Raw genomic sequence first — 1,149 nt, forward strand, 5'->3', positions numbered from 1 at the left:
CACCCCACCAGGGCGAGATGACCAGCAAATCAACCAATCAAAAAACAATCGGTATCAACAAACATGGCACACTATTGAGTTCTCAAACAACAGAAACACCCGGCACCAAACACAACCCTCAAGGCCGCATCATCGCTCCGGAGCAACTTTTCAAACTTACCCGCCAAACCCCACCCCGTCAAATCCGCCCTGTCGGGCTATCTGACCGGCTGTGGTGCTGTGCCGGCTCCCAAACAGGGCGCACTCCATGACGGAATACATCCAGATTGTGTTGGGAGTTTGTCGCTCTTGCCGGTAAATTTCACTGTCCCGGCCGCCGCGACTCAGAAAACATTACACAAGGATCCGGGGTGCGGCAAATCAGCCGTCGAGAGACCAAAAACCGCGCGGGCATGCGGATGCAGGGCACCACAATGCGCAAATGCACTACGGTTGACGCCGGCACGGTGACGTGACGTCAACCACAATCACGCGCACCTTTCAGGGAGTGGCGCATGCCCGATGGTCTTGCCCGCCCCGCGCGTGAAGCCAAGTAGTCTCGGCAGGGTGGCTATCCCATCGCTGCTGCAGATGTTGGCACAGGAGTCAGGAACACCCGGCCAGGAACACGCATCAGAACAGCTGCTCCGAACCCGCGGCACTGATGACGCCAGGACATCCTCGGCATAAAGAGAACAGAATCCTGCAGGGGGTGTCGCGTTACTTCCGCGCCGCTGTGGTCTCCTCGATCAGCATCGAGTCACCCCTCCTGAAACGCCGAGCACACAACTAGAGTGCGGCAAGCAGCAGCGAGCTGAGCATCCCAGCCGGTCGGGCTGTGTGCTGAATATCTCGTTCGCCGGCCACCGCCAGCAGGCGCTCCACCTCCGGTTGCCCGTGGTTCGACAGCTGGGCCCTCAGCGAGTAGGGGATCGGCACGGCGGGCCGGCCACCACGGAAGCGCCGCAAGCCTCATGGGATGCTCCTGGCGGCCCCTACACCCTGATGCCGGGGAACAAGTTCCGCTCCTCCACCACGCCGGCCAGAGCAAATTCGGTCATGCGATGTGTTGTTGGTGTGGGTTTAAAGCAGGAAAGGCCTCACCGTGAAGGTGAGGCCTTTCCGTAAGTGTTGTCCGGCGGTGTCCTACTCTCCCACACTCTCTCGGGT

2 protein-coding genes are annotated in these 1,149 nt (G+C 60.1%); one reads left to right on the forward strand and one right to left on the reverse strand.

Annotated elements, in window-relative coordinates; all coding sequences use genetic code 11:
• Positions 1–251 (forward strand): hypothetical protein (locus ABFX19_RS14725; protein ID WP_346028764.1); only part of this gene is annotated, 251 nt, incomplete at its 5' end.
• Between the two features lie 517 nt (positions 252–768).
• Here ABFX19_RS14725 and ABFX19_RS14730 read toward each other — a convergent pair.
• Positions 769–948: a hypothetical protein gene (locus tag ABFX19_RS14730; RefSeq protein WP_346028765.1), complete on the reverse strand. Its 180-nt coding sequence runs from the start codon at positions 946–948 to the stop codon at positions 769–771.
• Positions 949–1,149 lie beyond the last annotated feature (201 nt).

Origin of the sequence: Arthrobacter parietis, assembly GCF_039530425.1 — a bacterium.
In the GTDB taxonomy this organism is placed as follows: domain Bacteria; phylum Actinomycetota; class Actinomycetes; order Actinomycetales; family Micrococcaceae; genus Arthrobacter_D; species Arthrobacter_D parietis.